The organism is Roseicella frigidaeris, assembly GCF_003258945.1.
Classification (GTDB): Bacteria; Pseudomonadota; Alphaproteobacteria; order Acetobacterales; family Acetobacteraceae; genus Paracraurococcus; species Paracraurococcus frigidaeris.
Map to the genome: position 1 here is coordinate 357,410 of NZ_QLIX01000003.1, position 15,102 is coordinate 372,511.

Consider the following 15,102-nt stretch of genomic DNA (forward strand, 5'->3'; position numbering starts at 1 on the left):
CGACGGCGCTACCGTGCCGACGCGGCATGGAGCATGCTGCGTTCACATGCGTTCACGCAGCATGCTCCAGCGTGTGGTTTTGCGAGCATCTTCACGCGTTCGGATGCGTCCATCCGAACGCGATCTGCTCCGGTCGCTCAAGGTGCGGGTGAAGGATGAGCGTCATGCTCAACCAGGATGCCGGGGCCGTGATGGCGGCGGATGGCAGGCCGGATGCGCCGGGCCAGGTCGTCGCGGTCCGCGGCGCGGTGCTCGACATCCGTTTCGGCGCCGGGGCCCTGCCCGCCATCGACGATGCGCTGCGGATCGCCCGGCCGGAGGCCGGGGACATCCTGCTCGAGGTGCAGTCCCATCTCGGCCCGGATACGGTGCGCGCCATCGCGCTGGACGCGACGGAGGGGCTGCAGCGCGGCACGCCGGTGCAGCCGCTGGGCGGCCCCCTCCTGGTCCCGGTCGGCGAGGCGGTGCTCGGGCGCCTGCTCGATGTCGCGGGCCGGATGCGCGACCGCGGCCGGGCGCTGCCGGCGGAGACGCCGCGCTGGCCGATCCATCGCCCGCCGCCGCCCCTGGCCCGGCAGAGCGCCTCGGTCCGCATGTTCGAGACCGGCATCAAGATGATCGACCTGCTGGTCCCGCTCGGCCAGGGCGGCAAGGCGGCGATGTTCGGCGGCGCCGGCGTCGGCAAGACCGTGCTGGTGATGGAGCTCATCCGCGCCATGGCGGAGCGGTACCAGGGCATCTCCGTCTTCGCCGGCATCGGCGAGCGCTCGCGCGAGGGCCATGAGCTGCTGGACGACATGCGGGGCTCCGGCGTGCTCGACCGCACCGTGCTGGTCTACGGCCAGATGAACGAGCCGCCGGGCGCGCGCTGGCGCGTCGGCCTCACCGCGCTCACCGTGGCCGAGTACTTCCGCGACGCCGAGCGGCGCAACGTGCTGCTGCTGATGGACAACGTCTTCCGCTTCGTCCAGGCCGGCAGCGAGGTGTCCGGCCTGCTCGGGCGGCCGCCCTCCCGCGTCGGCTACCAGCCGACCCTGGCGACCGAGGTGGCGGCGCTGCAGGAGCGGATCGCCTCCGTCGAGGGCGCGGCGATCACCGCCATCCAGGCGGTCTATGTCCCGGCCGACGACTTCACCGACCCGGCGGTGACGGCCATCTCCACGCATGTGGACAGCATGATCTCGCTCTCGCGCGCCATGGCCGCCGAGGGGATGTATCCGGCGATCGACCCGCTGGCCTCGGCCTCGGTGCTGCTCGATCCCGAGGTGGTGGGGGCGGAGCACGAGGCGCTCGCCGGCCGGGCCCGCCAGGTCCTCGCCCGCTACCGCGAATTGCAGGACGTCATCGCCCTGCTCGGCGTCGAGGAGCTGGGCAGCGCCGACCGCCAGGCGGTCAACCGCGCCCGGCGGCTGCAGCGCTTCCTCACCCAGCCCTTCGGCGTGACGGAGGCCTTCACCGGCACGCCGGGCCGCTCGGTGCCGCTCGCCGAGACCCTGGCCGGCTGCCGCGCGATCCTGGAGGGCGAGACGGATGACTGGGCGGAAAGCTCCCTCTACATGATCGGCACGATCGACGAGGCGCGGGAGAAGGAGAAGGCCCGCCAGGCGAAGGCGGCGGCGTGAGGCTGCTCCTCACCGATCCGGTGCGGGTGATCGCGGATCACGGCGACGTCGTCGCGCTGCGCGCCGAGGATGCCAGCGGCGCCTTCGGCATCCTGCCCGGGCATGCCGACCTGCTGACGCTGCTCGCCGTCTCCGTCCTGTCCTGGCGGCGCGCCGATGGCCGGCCGGGCTACTGCGCCGTGCGCGGCGGCATCATGACGGTGCGTGGCGGCCGCGAGATCGCCATCGCCACGCGCGAGGGCCGGCTCGGCGACAGCGTCGAGGCGCTGGAGCGGACGGTGCTCGCCGACTTCCTCGCCGCCGCCGATGCCGAGCGGACCGAGCGCGTCGCCGAGGCGCAGCGGCATCTGCGGGTGATCCGGCAGGTGGTGCGCATCCTGCACGCCGGCCATGACAGCCTGGGCCTGTCCTCGTGACGGAAACCGAGGAGGCGGAGAAGGACCCGCTGTTCCGCTCCACCCGGCTGCGCGCGGCGCGCGAGCGGCAGGCGCGCCGGGAGGGGCCGCCGAGCGTGGCGCGCTACCTGGCGCAGATCGGCACGCTCGGCTGGATGATCGTCGTGCCGGCGCTGCTCGCCCTGTTCCTCGGGCGCTGGATCGACCGCAGCCTCGGGACCGGCATCTTCTGGAGCGCGCCGCTGTTGATGCTGGGCGTCGGGCTCGGCTGCTGGTCCGGCTGGCGATGGATGCAGAAGCCATGAGCACCCTGCTGCACCTCCTCTGGGTCCTGCCCGGCCTGCTGCTCGGCCTGCTGCATTTCCGCGGCCTGGAGCGGAACGCCGCGCTCTACGCCGCCGGCCGCACGGGCCGGGGCCTGGCGCTGCAAGCGCTGCGCCTGGCGGCGACGGCGGGCGGCCTCGTCCTGGCGGCGCTGCAGGGCGCCTGGCCGCTGCTGGCGGTCGCAGCCGGGTGGCTGCTGGCCCGCTGCCTCCTCGTGCGGCCGCCGCCCCTGGCGGCCGGGGAATAGCCGCCATGCAGTCGCCGCTCGAGACCCATCCGGCCTTCCATCTCGGCCCGCTGCCGCTCTCGGCGCCGGTCCTCGTCACCTGGGGCCTCATGCTGGCCCTGGCCGGCGGCAGCTGGCTGCTGACGCGCCGGCTGGCGCTGCGGCCGGGCAGGGCCCAGGCCGCCCTCGAGCTCGTGGTCGAGACCATCGACCAGCAGATCCGCGAGACGATGCGCGTCCCCGCCGAGCCCTATCTCGCGCTGATCGGCACCTTCTTCCTCTTCGTCCTGACTGCCAACTGGTCCTCCCTGGTGCCGGGGATCGAGCCGCCCACCGCCAGCATCGAGACCGACGCGGCGCTCGCCCTCATCGTCTTCGTGGCGGTCATCGTCCATGGCGTGCGCGTGCGCGGGTGGCGCGGCTACCTGCGGAATTTTCTCTATCCCAACATCCTCATGGCGCCGCTCAACATCCTCGAGACTCTCACCCGCAGCTTCGCCCTGATGGTGCGGCTCTTCGGCAACGTGATGAGCGGCGTCTTCGTCATCGGCATCGTGTTGTCCCTCGTCGGCTTCCTGGTGCCGGTCCCCCTGATGGCGCTGGAGCTGCTGACCGGCGCCGTGCAGGCCTACATCTTCAGCGTGCTGGCCATGGTCTTCATCGGCGGTGCCGTCGAGGGGGAGCCGGGCGAGGCACGGGAGAGGAACGACAGATGAACCTGATCGAGGTCGCAAGCATCCTCGGGGCCGCCTTCGCCGTGGCGATCGGCGCCATCGGCCCGGCGCTTGGCCAGGGGCGCTCGATCGCGGCGGCCATGGATGCCATCGCGCGGCAGCCGGAAGCGGCCAATGTCGTCTCGCGCACCCTCTTCGTCGGCCTCGCCATGATCGAGACCTGCGCGATCTACTGCCTGGTCATCGCCCTGCTGCTGCTCTTCGCCAACCCCTTCCGGGGCTAGCCGATGCATATCGACTGGTGGACCCTGGGCCTCCAGGCCATCAATGTCCTCGTGCTGGTCTGGCTACTGCGGCACTTCCTCTTCCAGCCCATCAAGGCGGTGATCGAGGCGCGGCGCGCCGCCGCCGCCGGCCTGCTGCAGGAGGCGGAGACGGCGCGTGCCGCGGCGCAGGCGGAGCTGGCCTCCGTCGAGGCCAGGCGGCGGGACTTCCAGCGGGAGGGCGACGCCATCCTCACCGCGGCGCATGCCCAGGCGGCCGCGGAGCGCAAGGCGATGCTCGACCAGGCGCGCGGCGAAGCCGGGCGCATCCTGGCCGAGGCGCATGCCGTGCTCGACCGGGACCGCGCGGCGCAGCGCAAGACGCTCGAGGCCGAGGCGGGCGAGCTTGCCGTCGCGATGGCCCGCCGCCTGCTCGACCTGCTGCCGCCGCGGCAGGTCACGCTGGCCCTGCTCGACGGCCTGGCGACGGAGATCGACCAGTTGCAGGAGGCCGCGAGGCGGGACCTCGCCACCGCCGACGCCATCGTCATCGCCACCGCGACGCCGCTGGCGCCGGAGATCCAGGCGCAATGGCGGGACCACGTGGCGCAGCGGCTCGGCGCCGGGCCGCGCCTCGAATTCCGGCACGAGCCGGCCCTGATCGCCGGCGTCGAGCTGCGCGGGCCGCACACCCTGCTGCGCCGCAACTGGCGCGCCGACCTGGAACGGCTGGCACGCGCCCTCCCCCTCGCCCCGCAGGTCCGCGATGTCCAGCAGCTGGCTTGAGGAGACGCGCCGCCGCGTCGAGGCCGCCGACCTGACCCCCGAACGGGAGGAGATCGGGCGGGTGGAGCGGGTCGGGGACGGCATCGCCCTGGTCTCCGGCCTGCCTCGGGCCCGGCTCTCCGAGGTGCTGCGCTTCGACAAGGGGCAGCTCGGCTTCGCCCAGGTCCTGGAAGCGGACCGCATCGGCTGCGTGCTGCTGGACGACGACACCGGCATCGAGGCGGGCGACGTGGTGCACGGCACGGGAGAGGTGGTGCGCGTCCCGGTCGGGGAGGCGCTGCTCGGGCGGGTCGTCGATCCGCTCGGCCGGCCGCTGGATGGCGGCGAGGCCCCGGCCGCGACCGGGCGCGCGCCCATCGAGCGGCCGGCGCCGAGCATCATCGACCGCGCGCTGGTGACGGAGCCGGTGCAGACGGGCCTGCTGGTGGTCGATGCCCTCTTCGCGCTCGGGCGCGGGCAGCGCGAGCTGATCGTCGGCGACCGCACGACCGGCAAGACCGCGGTCGGGGTCGACACGATCATCGCCCAGCAGGCGAGCGACATGGTGTGCGTCTATGTCGCCATCGGCCAGAAATCGGCCACCGTGGCGCGGGTGATCGACGCGGTCCGCCGGCACGGCGCGCCCGAGCGGTGCCTCTTCGTCGTCGCCGGCGCGGCCGACGCGCCCGGCCTGCAATGGATCGCGCCCTTCGCCGCCTTCACCATGGCCGAGTATTTCCGCGATCGCGGCCAGCACGCCCTGATCGTCGTCGACGATCTGACCAAGCACGCCGCGACGCATCGGGAGATCGCCCTGCTGACGGGCCAGTCGCCGGGGCGCGAGGCGTTTCCCGGCGACATCTTCTATCTGCATTCCCGGCTGCTGGAGCGGGCCGGGAAGCTCTCGCCCGAGCTCGGCGGCGGCTCGCTGACCGCCCTGCCCATCGCCGAGACCGAGGCCGGCAACCTCAGCGCCTATGTCCCGACCAACCTGATCTCCATCACCGACGGCCAGATCGTGCTCGATGCCGGCCTGTTCCATGCCGGGCAGAAGCCGGCCGTCGATGTCGGCACCAGCGTGAGCCGCGTCGGCGGCAAGACCCAGGCGCCGGCGCTGCGCCAGGTCTCGGGCACGCTGCGGCTGGACTACACCCAGTTCCTCGAGCTGGAGAGCTTCACGCGCTTCGGCGGCGTGTCCGACAACCGCGTCCGGATGCAGCTCGCGCGCGGCGAGCGGATGCGCCTGCTGCTGAGCCAGCCGCGCTTCGCCGCGCTGCGCATGGTCGACGAGGTCGCGCTCGCCCTGGCATTGCGCGAGGGGTTGCTCGATGCCCTGGCGGCGCCGCAGATCGCCGCCTTCCGCCAGGCCCTGCCGGCCTGGCTCGACGCGCAGGCGCCGGCGCAGGTCGAAGCCATCGGCCGCACGCGGCAGCTCGACGCGGCCAACCGCGCGGCGCTGCTCGCCGCCCTCCGCACCCTTGCCGGGCGGCAGGCCGGGCCGGCGCCGTGACCGACCGGCTGGCGGAGATCTCGGCGCGGCTCGACACGGTCCGCCAGCTGGGCACGGTGGTCGGCGCCATGCGCGGCATGGCGGCCGCGCGCGCCCAGCAGAGCCGCAACCTGCTGCCGGCGATCCGCACCTATGCGCAGGTCGCGGCCGATGCCATGGCGCAGGCGCTCGCCCTGGTGCCGGACCGGGCCGCAGGGCCCGCCGGCGCCTCCGGCCCGCCCGGCCTCGTCGCCTTCTGCGGCGAGCAGGGATTCGCCGGCGCCTTCACCGAGCGGGTCCTGGAAAGGCTCGGGCAGCAGGCCGGCGGCGCGCTGCTGTTCCTCATCGGCACGCGCGGCGTCGCGCGCGCCGCCGAACGGGGCCTGCCCGCGGCCTGGAGCGCCCCGATGGCCTCGCATGTCGATGGCCTGCCGCGCCTGGCCCGCCGGCTCGGCGAGGCCCTCTACGCCGCCATCCGCGACCGCGGCCTGTCGCGCATCGACATCATCCTGCCGGACTGGGGCCAGGACCGCGGCCTGCAGGTCGAGACGCGCGCCCTGCTGCCGCTGGACCACCGCCGCTTCCACGGCCGCCCCGCCGCGCAGCCGCCGCTCGTCAACCTGCCGCCGAGGCAGCTCGTCGAGGGATTCGCGGAGGAATACGTCCATGCGCTGCTGCAGGAGGCGGTGGCCATCGCCTTCGCCGCGGAGAACGAGGCCCGCGTCGCGGCCATGGCATCGGCGCGCAGCAACATCGAGCGCATGCTGGCGGAGCTCGGCACCGAGGAGCGGCAGATCCGGCAGGACAGCATCACCGCCGAGGTGATCGAGCTCGCCGGCGCGGCGCGCGGCACGGCGGCGCCGCGTTAGAGCAGATCCCGTTCGCGGGGAAACCCTCGGACGGGCGAAGAGGCTCCGAAGGCGACACCAGTCTTTGCTTCAGCGGCCTGCCGGTCCGCGAGGCCCGTGGGTTGACCCACGAACCTCGCGGGCAGGAGATCATACTCGGCGCACGCCGTGCTGGCCCGCGGCCCGCAGGGCCAAGCGCCCGAGCGGGCGCCGCCGCCAGTGCGGCGAAGCCCAGGCAAAGCGGAGGGTTGCGCCCGGCATCCGAGGGCGCAGGACGGTGAAACCGTCCTGCGCTCGGCATCAGGCGGCGGTCTTCGCGGCCTTCACGGTGAAATCGACCGAACCGGTCGTACCGAGGGTCGCGACGGTGCCGTCGACCTCCTCGCCGTTCAGCGAGAGACCATCGACATGCAGGTTGCGGTCGGTGTCGCTGCTGCCGCCCCAGGCATCGTTGAGGAAGGTCACGGTGATCGTCTGGGCGTCGTCGCCGAAATCGCCCAGCAGGGTGACGGTGTCGCTGCCGGTGCCGTAGGCGGCGCCGGCGGTGAGGGTATCGCCCACCTGGATGCCGTCGACCGCGATGGTGTACTGGGCGCTGCCCTGATAGGCGTCCTGCGAGATCTTCAGCACCAGCGCGTCGCTGCCGCTGCCGAGCGTCGCCGTCACGGGCTCGGTCGTGACGATGGGCGCGGCCTCCGCCGGGGATGCGAGCGCCGCGGCCGCGAACACGTCATAGGCGGCCTTGTGCGAGCCGTCAGTATGGACGAGGCCGAAGAAGCTCTCGGTCGAGTAGCCGGACCAGCTGTCGCTGCCGCGGTCCTTGTAGGAGTAGTAGAGGATCGGGCCGGCCCAGGCGGTGTCCTTCTGGAAGTCGATCGCCTGCTGCAGCATGGTGGCCTGGTCGGCCTCGCTGACGGCGCCGCTGCCGCCATCGGTGGGCGCGCCGAACTCGGTCATCCAGATCTGCTTGTCGGCGTCGCCATTGGCCACCATCAGGTCGCGGATGCCATCCTGCATGATCTGGAAGCCGTTCCAGGACGCCGCGTCATCCGGCGTCAGCGGCCAGGAATAGGGGTGGAAGCCAACGGCGTCGAAATAGCCTTCGGCGCCGTTGGCGTACATCTGCTGCAGGAAGGAGACGGCGCTCTGCCAGCCGCTGCCCGAATCCGGGGCGGGGGAGAGGCCGCCCGAGATGACGAAGTCATTGCCATCGACCGATTTGATGGCGGTGTAGGCGGCCTTCAGGATCTGGGTATAGGCGGCGGCATCGGGCTGGCCGCCCCAGAAGCCGGAGAGGTTCTGCTCGTTCCAGATCTCCCAATAGTCGACTCGGTCGCCGAAATGCTGCGCGGCGGCCCTGGCGAAATCGCCATAGGCATCGACATTCGCGGCCACGCCGCCGCTGTCCTGCACCCAGGAGGGCAGGCCGAGCAGCTCGCCGATGACCTCGAGCCCATGCGCCGTTGCGGCGTCGACCACGCGATCGACGGTGGACCAGTCATAGTCGCCATTGGCCGTTGGCTTGACCAGGTCCCACCAGAAGTCGGTGCGCAGCCAGGTGGCGCCCGTCGCCTTGTAGTCGGCCAGTTCCGCGCTCAGCTGGTCGTCGCTCAGGGTCGACAGTTCGCCGAGCGGGGTCGCGAAGCCAAGGGAGCCGAGTGTCGTCGCCATGCAGCGCGATGCCTCCAGGAGGGGTTCGGATCATCTACTCAGAGTTGATGCTCTTTGGATGCGCGCTACTAACAGGGCTATTTTTCAACAATCAAGGGAATTTGAAAGTGAAATTTCCTCTCTTTGGTCGGTAACTCTCGGTATCACCAGTCTCGTCCTGATATCGCAATAAAATACCGGCGCGAGGATTAGGGCTCGAATCGGCGTGGTCGCCGTGATGTTCATGCGCGGCGTGCCATGTTTCAGGGCCGGTCCTGCCGCGCCTGGCCGAGAGCCCTCCATGGATTCCATTTCTATTTCAGAATTACCCGCCGCGGCGCCCTGCGCCGCATCGCGGCGCAGCAAATGCGGCGCCGCAGCGTTACATCCCAGGATGCGGAGGGCGCCTGTCGCCTGACGCCCCGCCGAGGGAAACGGAGCAGGAACGACGCCCTCCCCTCCGGTCGCCAGCGGGACAGCAAGGTCCGCGTCGCTTCACCGGCCGGTCGGCGCGGCTTCGGATGAGGAGGGAGATGCCAGCGTCCACCGTCATGTCGATCAGCGCCAAGCTGGTGCAGCTATCCGCCTTCCTCCTGGTCGTCATCGGTGCGGATGCATCCCACCTGTCGCGCCCGGTCCGCTGGCTCCTCATCACACTCGCGGTGATGGCGATGTGGCTGATGACGGTGATCGGGCGACAGGCCCATTGAGCCCCGCCCCCGGGGCACGGCCGGATGGCCTCGCGGAGGCCGCCGGCCATGGCCCCGGGCCCGGCGTCATGGACGCCGTCCCACCACCGCCGCGACGGAGACCGGCATGAGCGACACGTCCAAACTCTCGCTGCAGGGCCGGAAGGGCCTCGTCACCGGGATCGCCAACGACCAGTCGATCGCCTGGGGCTGCGCCAGGGCCTTCCGCGACCTCGGCGCCGAGCTTGCGGTCACCTACCTGAACGAGAAGGCGCGGCCGCATGTGGAGCCCCTGGCGCGCCGCCTCGCCGCGCCCCTGCTCCTGCCGCTCGATGTCCGCCAGGAGGGACAGCTCGAGGCGGTCTTCGGCCGCATCGCCGAGGCCTGGGGCCGCCTCGACTTCCTGCTGCACTCCATCGCCTTCGCGCCGAAGGAGGATCTGCACGGGCCGGTGGTGGACTGCTCGCGCGCGGGCTTCCTGACGGCGATGGACGTCTCCTGCCATTCCTTCATCCGCATGGCGAAGCTGGCCGTGCCGCTCATGCCGGATGGCGGCACCCTCGTCACCATGACCTATCTCGGCAGCACGCAGGTGGTCGAGGGCTACAACATGATGGGGCCGGTCAAGGCCGCCCTGGAATCGGCGGCCCGCTACATGGCCGCCGAGCTCGGCCCGCGGGGCATCCGCGTGCACGCGGTCTCCCCCGGCCCCCTGCGGACCCGCGCCGCCTCGGGCCTCGCGCATTTCGACGCCTTGCTCAACCGCGCCGCCGAGAAGGCGCCCGCGCGCGCCCTGGTCGATATCGAGGATGTCGGCCTGACCACGGCCTTCCTGGTCTCGGACGCGGCGCGCCGCATCACCGGCAACACCCTCTACGTCGATGGCGGCTACCACATCGTGGACTGAGCCGACGCCCACCCGCAGCGGCGGAGCCTTCGATTCCGGAGGCGACCCGCGATAGACTCGGGCCCCGATGCTCCGACTCCTCGCCGGCCGGCTCCTGCAGATCGCGGTCACGCTGCTCCTCGTCTCCGCCCTCACCTGGCTCGTCATGGGGGCGATGCCGGGCGATCCGGTGGACCTCGCCATGCTGTCGGACCCGCATCTGACGCCGGAGGACGTGGCGCGGATGCGGGTCCTGCATGGCATGGACCAGCCCCTGGCGAATCGCTACCTGGCCTGGATCACGGCGGTCCTGCGGGGCGATTTCGGCCATTCCAGGCTGTTCGCCGTGCCCGCGGCGCAGGTGCTCTGGCCCGCCCTCGGCTCGACGCTCGTGCTCCTCGGCTGGTCCCTGGCCCTCTCCCTGTTGCTCGGCCTGGCGCTCGGCGCCCTCGGCGCGGTGCGGCCCCGGGCGGCATGGCTGGTGGATGCCATCGCCATCCTCGCCCAGTCGACGCCGACCTTCTGGCTCGGCCTCCTCCTCATCATCCTCTTCGCGGTGGAGCTGGGCTGGCTGCCGGCCGGCGGCGCGGCCGAGGCGCCGGGGCCCGGCGAGGCCTTGCGCTACCTCGTCCTGCCCGTCGCCACCCTCGCCATCGTCAACCTCGCCGCCTATGCGCGGCACGGCCAGGCGGCGCTGCAGGCCGAGCTCGGCGCCGACTATGTCCGCACCGCCCGCATGAAGGGGCTGCCGGAACGCGCCATCCTCTGGCGCCACGCCTTCCCCAACGCCGCCATCCCCATCGTGACGCTGCTCGCCCTCGATGCCGGCAGCCTCGTCTCGGGCGCCTTGGTGACGGAGACGATCTTCGCCCGCCCCGGCATGGGCAAGCTGATCTACGACGCGATCATGGGCAACGACTACAACCTCGCCCTTCTTGCCCTGCTCCTGGCGGCGCTGGTGACGATGCTGGCGACGCTCGCCGCCGACATCGCGCAGCGCCTGCTCGATCCGAGGCTGGCGCCTTGACGCGGCTCGGGCTCGGCCTGGCGCTGCTCGGCCTGCTGGCCGCCGGGGCGGCGGCGGCGCCGCTGGTGCAGGCCTGGCTCGGCCACGATCCCTTCCTGCCGGACCTGCTCGCGCGCTTCGAGCCGCCCTCCCGCGCGCATCCGCTCGGCACCGACGATCTCGGCCGCGACATCCTGCTGCGGCTGCTCCATGGCGGCCGCGTCTCCCTCGCCGTCGCCCTCGCCGTGGCGCTCGGCGCCAGCGGCCTCGGCACCGCGATCGGGCTGCTGGCCGCCTGGGCCGGGGGTTGGACGGATGCGGTGCTGATGCGCATCGCCGATGGGTTGCTGGCGCTGCCGAGCCTGCCCTTGCTCGTGGTGCTGGCCGCGGTCGATACCAGCCGCATCGGCCTGCCGCGCGGCGAGGCCCTGTCGGACATCCTGCGCATCGCCGGCATCCTCGTCGCCTTCGGCTGGGTGCCCGTGGCGAGGCTCGCCCGCGCGGCGGCCCTCGCGCAGCTCGGCCAGGACTATGTCGCGGCCGCGCGCATCGCCGGCGCCAGCGAGGCGTGGCTGCTGGTCCGGCACCTGCTGCCCAACATCGTCACGCCCATCGCCGTCGCCTCCGCCCTCTCAGTCGCCGGCGCCATCCTCGCCGAAAGCACGCTGAGCTTCCTCGGCCTCGGCATCCAGCCGCCCGCGCCGTCCTGGGGCAACATGCTGTCGGGCGCGCAGGAGATGATCTTCAGCGCGCCGCTGGCCGCGGTGTGGCCGGGCCTCGCGATCCTGCTCGCCGTCGCCGGCTGCTCGCTGGTGGCGGATGGCGTGCGGCGCCGGCCGGGATAGCGCCGCGCGGGGCGCGGGCCGATCCTGCGAGAGGCATCGCCTGGACGTGATCGGCATCCGCGGCAGGCGGCAATCGCCCATGACGTGGCAGGCGCCGGGGCAATTCAGCCATGGCGCAGGCCACCATCCGGTCTCCCGGACACGCTGGTTGCGCATCGATGGACGCGGCCCGCCGCGCCGGCGGCCACGGGCCGATGGCCGCCCGGGCCTGACGGCCGCGAAACCATGGAACGGCCCTCCGGCGCATGACCGAGTGCGGAGCATCGACGATGCCGCCTTCGGATCGCTGCCGGACGCGATGGCGCGGCCCGTCCCGCCCCCTTTGCAACGCGCCGCGGCGCCGCGGCGGACGGCGCGGGGCGGATGGCGTGGAGCGCCGGCCGCACCCGGCCTGGTGACGACGTCGATGCGATCATCCGCAATCGAAGCAGATCGCCACGCGACGGACGTTGCCCCCGCCGAAGCAACCCAAGGCATGTAACAGCTTTCCCCTTGGCGAGGACTGGCCTGCGGAGGCGATGGCGACGGACATCGTACCCATCCGGTCGGCCCGGCCTGGCGCCGGGGCCGATGCCAAGGGCGCGTCGCACGATCCGTGGCCGCGCCACAGCGCGACGGCCCGGACGCGCGGCGGGCCGGATGCGGGAAGCACGACGTCCAACGCATCGGCACCGCAGGACCCAGACACCTTGCCACGCGTATCCCGTGACCGCCGACACGGGGTGCGTTGCGTTCACCGGGGGCATTGGCGCCTGCCCCGACTGTTCAGGCTCGCGCAGCGCCATCGCCAGCGCTGCCACGCGATTGGATCGCGTTGATGTGGGATCGGAGATGATGACTCTGCCTGCGTTCCGGACGCCGCCCCCGGTGGTCCCGCCGATTGCCCCGGCCGCCATCCTGGCCAACCCGGCCCTGGTCCGGCAGCCCGGCCGGCGCCGGCGAATCCTGTTCGTGCAGCTCGGCCCCTTCTCGCACACCAACGCCGCGCTGCAGGCCCAGCTCGCCCGCCGCTTCCCCAACCACGATCTCACCGTCTTCGACGTCAAGGACGAGATCCGGCGCCGCTACGACCAGATTGCCGCGAACCTCCTCATCAGCGTCGCCACCTACGGCCCGTCGATCCTGCGCAGCCAGGCCGATCGCCACGCCTTCTTCTTCCGCACGCCCTATCTCTTCCGCAAGCTGTCCCGCATCGTCCAGGAGCGCTTCGCCGCCGAGGCCGACAGCTTCGACTTCGTCTTCCAGACCCAGGGCCTGTGCAACGCCGCCCTGCCCGGCCGGCCGCTCTTCGTCTATACGGACCACACGATCCTCAGCAACCGCGAGTACGCGGCGCAGGACGACCGCATCTTCCTCTCCGATGCCTTCCTCGCCCTCGAGCGCGACCTCTACCACCGGGCCGAGAAGATCCTGGTCAGCGTCAGCCATGTCCGCCGCACGCTGACCCGCGGCTATGGCTGCGATCCCAACCGGGTGGCCACCGTTTTCATCGGCGCCAATGTCGCGCCCACACCTGCGGCCCCGGAAGCCGGCCGGCAGGCGGGACGCATCCTCTTCGTCGGCATCGAGTGGGAGCGCAAGGGCGGCCCCACCCTCCTCACCGCCTTCGAGCGCCTCGCCGAGCGTTTCCCCGAGGCCCAGCTCACCATCGCCGGCTGCGCCCCGGCCACCACGCATCCGCGCATCCAGACGCTCGGCCGCGTGCCGCCCCAACAGTTGGCGCCGCATTTCGCCGCCGCCTCGGTCTTCTGCATGCCGAGCCTCGTCGAGCCCGCCGGCATCGCCGCCATCGAGGCCATGGCAGCCGGCCTGCCCGTCGTCGCCACCGCGGTCGGCGGCCTCGCCGAGATCGTCCAGCCCGACCAGACCGGCCTGCTCGTCCCGCCCAACGACCCGCTCGCCCTCGGCGAGGCCCTCGCCAGCCTCCTCGCCGATCCGGACCGCGCCCGCGCCATGGGCCAGGCTGGCCGCCACCGCGCCATGGACCTCTTCCATTGGGACGCCGTCGGCACGCGGCTCGCCCAGGAGATCCGGCAGAGCCTCAATGCCAGGGCCAGGGCGGGACGGGGAGACGCGGCCGACCCGGAGCAGGATTTCGCCCTCGCCGCCAGGCACGCCAAGGGCTGAGGCCGTCTGCCGGCGGCCGGGGCTGCGGCCGGCGCGCCGGTCCGAGCCCTGGCGGGATCAGCCGCCCATCGCCACCGGCGCCACGCCGAACAGGCTGCGATGCAGGTGCAGCAGCGCGGCCCAGGCGATGAGCCCGACCACCGGCGGCACCCAGCCGATCTCCCCGAACACCAGCCGGTTGCGGCCGGCGGCGATGGCGCCGAAGGGCAGGATGGAGGTGCGGGAGGCGAGCCGCGACCAGGCGGCCGGCGCCCGCCGCGCCAGCTTGGCGTCGATCGAAGGCATGCCGGCCAGCGCCGTCACCAGGAAGGCGCCGAAGAAGACGATCGCCGCCGTGTCGCCATTGCCCAGGATGTGCACCATCGCCCAGGTCGCGAAGGCCCACAGCATCGGATGGCGCGTCACCCGCTGGATGCCCCTGGGCTCGGCGTCGAGCGCCCCCTCGCCGCCGACCGCGGTCGGGTTGCGCCGCGCGACCGAGGCGACGAAGAGGATGAGGACGGGCAGCATCAGCAGCACCAGCCCCCAGCGCAGCCAGTCCGGCGCGAACCAGAGCGGCGTGGTCCCGGCCTGGCGCCAGGCGCTCACCAGCGCCAGGATGGCGAGGACCGAGACGGCCGAGAAGCCGATGCGGAACGCCGGCTCGCCGACCCGAGCGACGATGGCGCCGCGCAGCGGCGTGCCGGCGATGCCGACATGCACCCCGATCCAGAGCAGCGCCGCGAGCAGCAGCCAGGGCATGCAGCCTCCCGTCCGATAGCCGTGCCGGCGGACTGTCCTGCCGCCGGCAATCGCTGTCCAGCGCGACGCGCGGCCGGTCAGCCCGGCCGCCAGGCGCGATGATAGGGATGCCCGGCACGGATGGCCTGCACCCGGTACCATTGTTCCGCCAGCAGGCCGCGCACCAGGAAATGCGGCCAGGTGAGGGGCCCGAGCGAGAGACGGTGATCGGCCCGCGCCAGCACCGCCGCGTCCAGCCCCTCGGCGCCGCCGATGGCGAAGCAGAGCGGCCGGCCCGTCGCCTCCCAGCGTTCCGCCAGCGCCGCCAGCGCCTCGCTGCCCGGCGCCGCGCCGCCGAGATCCAGCGCCACCAGCAGCGCCGCCTCCGGCAGCGCGGCGAGCAGCGCCGTCCCTTCCCGCCGCCGCGTCTCGGCGGCGCTGCCGCGCGCCTCCGGCAGCTCGGTCACCTGGAAGGGCGGCCGCAGCCGGGCATTGTAATGCGCGAAGAGCGCCGCCTCCGGCCCGGGCTTCAGCCGGCCGATGGCCAGCAGGCGCGGCGGCTTCAGGGCAGCC

Annotated in this window: 17 protein-coding genes; 14 read left to right on the forward strand and 3 right to left on the reverse strand. The window is 72.6% G+C overall.

The annotated features are described in order from the left end of the window. The first annotated feature begins 155 nt into the window (after window positions 1–155). Genes atpD through DOO78_RS07050 form a run of 9 tightly spaced genes read left to right on the forward strand, consistent with a single transcriptional unit; the run spans window position 156 to window position 6,627 of the window. The gene (gene atpD, locus DOO78_RS07010; RefSeq protein ID WP_165838767.1) at window positions 156–1,622 is read left to right on the forward strand and encodes a F0F1 ATP synthase subunit beta; all 1,467 of its coding nucleotides are present in this window, start codon (window positions 156–158) and stop codon (window positions 1,620–1,622) included. Next, entirely contained in the window at window positions 1,619–2,038 is a 420-nt protein-coding gene (locus DOO78_RS07015) for a F0F1 ATP synthase subunit epsilon (RefSeq protein WP_111469016.1), read from the forward strand. The genes atpD and DOO78_RS07015 overlap by 4 nt, the downstream gene beginning before the upstream one ends. Continuing rightward, a complete protein-coding gene (locus DOO78_RS07020; protein ID WP_111469017.1) occupies window positions 2,035–2,322 on the forward strand; it encodes an AtpZ/AtpI family protein in 288 nt (95 codons plus the stop codon). Before DOO78_RS07015 ends, DOO78_RS07020 begins: the two co-directional genes overlap by 4 nt. Then, window positions 2,319–2,588, forward strand: a complete 270-nt coding sequence (locus DOO78_RS07025; protein WP_165838768.1) for an N-ATPase subunit AtpR — start codon at window positions 2,319–2,321, stop codon at window positions 2,586–2,588. Before DOO78_RS07020 ends, DOO78_RS07025 begins: the two co-directional genes overlap by 4 nt. Window positions 2,589–2,593: 5 nt before the next feature. Continuing rightward, window positions 2,594–3,283, forward strand: coding sequence for a F0F1 ATP synthase subunit A (locus DOO78_RS07030; RefSeq protein WP_111469019.1), 690 nt, complete (start codon window positions 2,594–2,596; stop codon window positions 3,281–3,283). Further along, the gene (locus DOO78_RS07035; RefSeq protein ID WP_111469020.1) at window positions 3,280–3,525 is read left to right on the forward strand and encodes a F0F1 ATP synthase subunit C; all 246 of its coding nucleotides are present in this window, start codon (window positions 3,280–3,282) and stop codon (window positions 3,523–3,525) included. Before DOO78_RS07030 ends, DOO78_RS07035 begins: the two co-directional genes overlap by 4 nt. 3 nt (window positions 3,526–3,528) lie before the next feature. Beyond that, entirely contained in the window at window positions 3,529–4,290 is a 762-nt protein-coding gene (locus tag DOO78_RS07040) for a F0F1 ATP synthase subunit B family protein (RefSeq protein WP_111469021.1), read from the forward strand. Continuing rightward, complete coding sequence (locus DOO78_RS07045; protein WP_111469022.1) at window positions 4,271–5,779, forward strand: F0F1 ATP synthase subunit alpha; 1,509 nt, start codon at window positions 4,271–4,273, stop codon at window positions 5,777–5,779. Before DOO78_RS07040 ends, DOO78_RS07045 begins: the two co-directional genes overlap by 20 nt. After that, window positions 5,776–6,627: a F0F1 ATP synthase subunit gamma gene (locus tag DOO78_RS07050; protein ID WP_111469023.1), complete on the forward strand. Its 852-nt coding sequence runs from the start codon at window positions 5,776–5,778 to the stop codon at window positions 6,625–6,627. Before DOO78_RS07045 ends, DOO78_RS07050 begins: the two co-directional genes overlap by 4 nt. 279 nt (window positions 6,628–6,906) lie before the next feature. Here DOO78_RS07050 and DOO78_RS07055 read toward each other — a convergent pair whose 3' ends face one another. Then, complete coding sequence (locus DOO78_RS07055) at window positions 6,907–8,277, reverse strand: carbohydrate-binding domain-containing protein (RefSeq protein WP_111469024.1); 1,371 nt, start codon at window positions 8,275–8,277, stop codon at window positions 6,907–6,909. 530 nt (window positions 8,278–8,807) lie between these two features. Between DOO78_RS07055 and DOO78_RS27405 the strand changes: the two genes are divergently transcribed. The 5 genes from DOO78_RS27405 to DOO78_RS07075 all read left to right on the forward strand — a co-directional run bounded on the left by DOO78_RS27405 (window position 8,808) and on the right by DOO78_RS07075 (window position 13,809). Beyond that, window positions 8,808–8,966 carry a hypothetical protein gene (locus tag DOO78_RS27405; RefSeq protein ID WP_165838769.1) on the forward strand — a complete coding sequence of 53 codons (159 nt, stop codon included), beginning with the start codon at window positions 8,808–8,810 and terminating at the stop codon, window positions 8,964–8,966. Between the two features lie 106 nt (window positions 8,967–9,072). Beyond that, the gene (gene fabI / locus DOO78_RS07060) at window positions 9,073–9,852 is read left to right on the forward strand and encodes an enoyl-ACP reductase FabI (RefSeq protein ID WP_111469025.1); all 780 of its coding nucleotides are present in this window, start codon (window positions 9,073–9,075) and stop codon (window positions 9,850–9,852) included. 67 nt (window positions 9,853–9,919) lie between these two features. Continuing rightward, window positions 9,920–10,858 (forward strand): ABC transporter permease, encoded by a 939-nt coding sequence (locus DOO78_RS07065; RefSeq protein WP_111469026.1) that lies wholly within the window; start codon window positions 9,920–9,922, stop codon window positions 10,856–10,858. Continuing rightward, complete coding sequence (locus DOO78_RS07070) at window positions 10,855–11,682, forward strand: ABC transporter permease (protein WP_111469027.1); 828 nt, start codon at window positions 10,855–10,857, stop codon at window positions 11,680–11,682. Before DOO78_RS07065 ends, DOO78_RS07070 begins: the two co-directional genes overlap by 4 nt. Window positions 11,683–12,549: 867 nt before the next feature. Further along, complete coding sequence (locus tag DOO78_RS07075; RefSeq protein ID WP_165838770.1) at window positions 12,550–13,809, forward strand: glycosyltransferase family 4 protein; 1,260 nt, start codon at window positions 12,550–12,552, stop codon at window positions 13,807–13,809. A gap of 57 nt (window positions 13,810–13,866) precedes the next feature. Here the strand turns inward: DOO78_RS07075 and DOO78_RS07080 are convergent, their stop codons facing one another. Together DOO78_RS07080 and DOO78_RS07085 are read right to left on the reverse strand one after the other, a co-directional pair. Further along, window positions 13,867–14,550 carry an NnrU family protein gene (locus DOO78_RS07080; RefSeq protein ID WP_111469029.1) on the reverse strand — a complete coding sequence of 228 codons (684 nt, stop codon included), beginning with the start codon at window positions 14,548–14,550 and terminating at the stop codon, window positions 13,867–13,869. A 77-nt stretch (window positions 14,551–14,627) separates the two neighbouring features. Beyond that, entirely contained in the window at window positions 14,628–15,080 is a 453-nt protein-coding gene (locus tag DOO78_RS07085) for a 23S rRNA (pseudouridine(1915)-N(3))-methyltransferase RlmH (protein WP_408887564.1), read from the reverse strand. Window positions 15,081–15,102: the final 22 nt, after the last annotated feature.

Bases quoted from the DNA above. Each gene is read 5' to 3' on its own strand.
- DOO78_RS07065 (WP_111469026.1), top strand. From the start codon at position 9,920: ATGCTCCGACTCCTCGCCGGCCGGCTCCTGCAGATCGCGGTCACGCTG.
- DOO78_RS07055 (WP_111469024.1), bottom strand. From the start codon at position 8,277: ATGGCGACGACACTCGGCTCCCTTGGCTTCGCGACCCCGCTCGGCGAA.
- DOO78_RS07030 (WP_111469019.1), top strand. From the start codon at position 2,594: ATGCAGTCGCCGCTCGAGACCCATCCGGCCTTCCATCTCGGCCCGCTG.
- DOO78_RS07025 (WP_165838768.1), top strand. From the start codon at position 2,319: ATGAGCACCCTGCTGCACCTCCTCTGGGTCCTGCCCGGCCTGCTGCTC.
- DOO78_RS07045 (WP_111469022.1), top strand. From the start codon at position 4,271: ATGTCCAGCAGCTGGCTTGAGGAGACGCGCCGCCGCGTCGAGGCCGCC.
- fabI (WP_111469025.1), top strand. From the start codon at position 9,073: ATGAGCGACACGTCCAAACTCTCGCTGCAGGGCCGGAAGGGCCTCGTC.
- DOO78_RS07080 (WP_111469029.1), bottom strand. From the start codon at position 14,550: ATGCCCTGGCTGCTGCTCGCGGCGCTGCTCTGGATCGGGGTGCATGTC.
- DOO78_RS07035 (WP_111469020.1), top strand. From the start codon at position 3,280: ATGAACCTGATCGAGGTCGCAAGCATCCTCGGGGCCGCCTTCGCCGTG.
- DOO78_RS07040 (WP_111469021.1), top strand. From the start codon at position 3,529: ATGCATATCGACTGGTGGACCCTGGGCCTCCAGGCCATCAATGTCCTC.
- atpD (WP_165838767.1), top strand. From the start codon at position 156: ATGAGCGTCATGCTCAACCAGGATGCCGGGGCCGTGATGGCGGCGGAT.
- DOO78_RS27405 (WP_165838769.1), top strand. From the start codon at position 8,808: ATGTCGATCAGCGCCAAGCTGGTGCAGCTATCCGCCTTCCTCCTGGTC.